The 3,253-nt window shown below is 63.5% G+C and carries 4 protein-coding genes and 1 pseudogene; 3 read left to right on the top strand and 2 right to left on the bottom strand.

Annotated elements, in window-relative coordinates; genetic code table 11:
* Nucleotides 1–914 (bottom strand): ABC transporter transmembrane domain-containing protein (locus EN893_RS25485; RefSeq protein WP_245490904.1); only part of this gene is annotated, 914 nt, incomplete at its 3' end.
* A 206-nt stretch (nt 915–1,120) separates the two neighbouring features.
* Here EN893_RS25485 and rpmE point away from each other — a divergent pair.
* Entirely contained in the window at nt 1,121–1,342 is a 222-nt protein-coding gene (rpmE, locus tag EN893_RS25480; RefSeq protein ID WP_023811830.1) for a 50S ribosomal protein L31, read from the top strand.
* A gap of 129 nt (nt 1,343–1,471) precedes the next feature.
* Here the strand turns inward: rpmE and EN893_RS25475 are convergent, their stop codons facing one another.
* Entirely contained in the window at nt 1,472–2,113 is a 642-nt protein-coding gene (locus tag EN893_RS25475) for a TetR/AcrR family transcriptional regulator (protein WP_127270924.1), read from the bottom strand.
* Nucleotides 2,114–2,217: 104 nt separating this feature from the next.
* Between EN893_RS25475 and EN893_RS25470 the strand changes: the two genes are divergently transcribed.
* Nucleotides 2,218–3,051: an NAD(P)H-binding protein gene (locus EN893_RS25470; protein WP_127273225.1), complete on the top strand. Its 834-nt coding sequence runs from the start codon at nt 2,218–2,220 to the stop codon at nt 3,049–3,051.
* A gap of 1 nt (nt 3,052) precedes the next feature.
* Nucleotides 3,053–3,253, top strand: a pseudogene (locus tag EN893_RS25465) (hypothetical protein); the annotation flags it as partial.

The following is a 3,253-nucleotide window of genomic DNA, read 5'->3' as shown; positions in this document are numbered from 1 at the left end:
AACGCGCCCAGCGCGCCGGCGGCGAACACCGAATAGAGCAGGAATTGGCCGAGCGTACCGGGCGATATCGAGCCTTCGAGCACGTCGCGCGAGCCGAACCACAGCACCGCCACGACGGACGAGAAGATGGTGAAAATGGCGAAGAAGGTAAGGAAGGAGCGCGCGAAGATCGAGGAGCGTGCCGCCTCGAAAGCAGCTTCCACCGCGGCCGAGAAATGCCCGGTGACCAGCTTCTCATTGGTAAAGGCCTGCAGCGTGCGCACCGCGCCTATCTGCTCGCTGGCATAGGCGGTGGCATCGGCCAGCGTATCCTGCGCCTGGCGTGATTTGCGCCGCACCGAACGGCCGAAAGCGACCAGCGGCAGCACAATGACAGGAATAGCGGCAATGACCAACCCGGACAGTTTCGGGCTGGTGATGACCATCATCCCCACCGCGCCAAGGCCGAGGATGACGTTGCGCAGCGCCACCGAAGCCGTCGCGCCGACCGCCGACTTGACCTGCGTCGTGTCGGCGGCAAGCCGCGACACGATCTCGCCCGACTGGGCGGTGTCGAAGAAGGCAGGCGACAGCGTCGTCACATGGGCGAAGACATCGCGCCGGATATCGGCGACGACGCGCTCGCCCAGCGTGATGACGAAATAGTAGCGGCCGGCCGATGCCGCCGCCAGCACGGCGGCCATCGCCACCAGGGCGGCGAAATATTCGGCAATGAAGGTGGTGCTGGACGACGAGAAACCATAATCGATCATGCGTCGCACCGCCAGCGGCAGCGCCAGCGTGGTTGCCGCCGCGATGACCAGCGAGATGATGGCGCCGACGACCAGTGTGCGATAGTGCGTGATGTAGGGGAACAGGCGCCGGAGCGGCTTGAGCGAACGCCGGCGCTCGTCTGCGCTGGTGATTTGCGCCATCCCGATGTTTCCTCCAGCCGCCCTTGGGGTCTGCGCCTCAATATGCGCTTGCCGCGGCCTTGTGATTCAATTCCGGCTGATGTATAGGCTCGCCGACCGTTTTAGAAGCCGTGGCTCCTCAATAGCTGCGGCTTCGAGTTTTAAAAAGAGGCGCATCGACGCAGGCTTATGCCCGTCAGCCGCGCCGGCAAGCCAGGAACCGAGCCATGAAGAGCGCTATTCATCCCGATTACCACACCATCAAGGTCGTCATGACCGACGGCACCGAATACACGACCCGTTCGACCTGGGGCAAGGAAGGCGATACGATGAACCTCGATATCGACCCGACCACCCATCCGGCCTGGACCGGCGGCCAGCAGACCCTGCTCGACCGCGGCGGCCGCCTGTCGAAGTTCAAGAAGCGTTTCGAAGGTTTCGGCATCTAAGTGCATGTCGCCCAAAAGTGCGAAGCGGTTTTGGGATAATGACTTGCACCAAGTAAGATCTTAAACCAAACGAGCTTTTTACAGATCAAAAACCCGCCTTCGTGGCGGGTTTTTTGTTGCGGCGCGTTGCTACTCGGCCAGCAATTCCCTCAGCGCCATGCGCTTGTAGGCCGCGACCAGCCTGTCGCCCTCTTGGCGCTCAACCGAGATCGCCAGCCGCATGGCGGCTTCGCCCATCTGCCAGATGAGGAACGCCGTCGTTTCCAACGCCACCGGATCGGCTGCCGGCCGCAGCCGTTTCAGCACCGCGGTTAGAAACTCGGCATTGGCCCGGCTGTCGGCGAGTTCGAGCTGGCGCAGCGCCTTGTCGGCTTGCGTGCCCGACCAGATGTCGCGCATCACCGGTTCGGCCAGGAACAGCCGGTAATAGATGTCGACCAACTCTGAAAACGCGGACTGCAGGCCTTCGGCGTCCCTGACACCAGCCAGTGCTGCCGAAATGCAGGACTGGCTTTCGGCGGTGTAGCGCTCGGCCAGCGCCCAGATGATCGCCCGCTTGTCCGGAAAGAACTGGTAGAGCGACCCGATCGACACCCCGGCCCGTTCCGCCACCTCTCCCATGCGCATGGCGTCGCTGCCTTGCTCGGCGATCAGCGCTGAGGCGGCAGTCAGCATGCGCTCGACCCGCTCGCGGCTGCGCTGCTGGCTGGGCGCCCGGCGCGGCGAAGCAATCTGCTCCCGCGGGGAAACCGGCGCGGCCGTGTCTTCCATGACTGACTCCAATGCCAGCAAAATCGCTTGACTCGCAAAATACGAGGGTTTATCACATTTTGCAAACGTGAGTATTATTCATATTTTAAACAGAGGAAACGGTTATGACTGACCCGACAACCAAACCAATTCTGATCCTCGGCGGCACCGGCAAGACCGGCCGCCGTCTCGCCGAGCGGCTGACGGCGCACGACCTGCCGGTGCGGATCGGCTCGCGCTCCGGTACACCGCGCTTCGACTGGGAAGTCCCAGCGACCTGGGGACCGGCAATGCAAGGCGTCAGCGCCCTCTACATCAGCTACTATCCCGACATCGCCGTGCCGGGCGCCGCTGAAACCGTCGACGCCTTCGCCAGGCTCGCGGTGCAAAACGGTGTCACCCGACTGGTGCTGCTGTCGGGGCGCGGCGAAACGGAAGCCCAGCGCGCCGAAGAGATGCTGAAGGCCTCGGGCGCCGACTGGACCATCCTGCGCTGCGCTTGGTTCTCGCAGAACTTCAGCGAAGGCTTCTTCACCGGGTCCCTGGCTGAAGGCGAAGTGGCGTTGCCGATCGGCAATGTCGGCGAGCCCTTTGTCGATGCCGACGACATCGCCGACGCCGCCTTTGCCGTGCTGACGGAGCCAGGCCATGTCGGCCAGCTCTATGAGTTGACCGGGCCGCGGCTGCTGAGCTTCGCAGACGCGGTCGCCGAGATTGCCAAGGCGGCCGGACGCGACATCCGCTTTGTCAGGATCTCGCATGACGAATTCACTGCCGCAGTGGCCGCGCATGAGCTGCCGCCCGAATTCGGCTGGCTGCTCAATGAGCTGTTCACCCAGGTGCTCGACGGCCGCAACGAGTCGCTCACCGACGGCGTCCAGCGCGTGCTTGGTCGCCAGCCAAGAGACTTCTCCGCCTACGCAACGCAAACCGCCGCAACCGGCATCTGGAGCAACTGACATGATCGCGAAGCTTCTCCCCACCCTCATCTTCATCGCCGCAATCGGCTCAGGCGTCGTCGGTGGCGTCTTCTTTGCTTTCTCCAGCTTCGTCATGCCGGGTCTCGCCCGCATGCCCGCTGCCGGCGGTATCGCCGCGATGAATTCGATCAATGTCACCGCGGTGACGCCGCTGTTCATGACCGCCCTGTTCGGCACGGCG

Source organism: Mesorhizobium sp. M7A.F.Ca.CA.004.04.2.1, from assembly GCF_004022825.1.
Lineage (GTDB): Bacteria > Pseudomonadota > Alphaproteobacteria > Rhizobiales > Rhizobiaceae > Mesorhizobium.
Note: the sequence above shows the minus strand (reverse complement) of the source record. Positions and strands in the feature narration are given on the sequence as shown.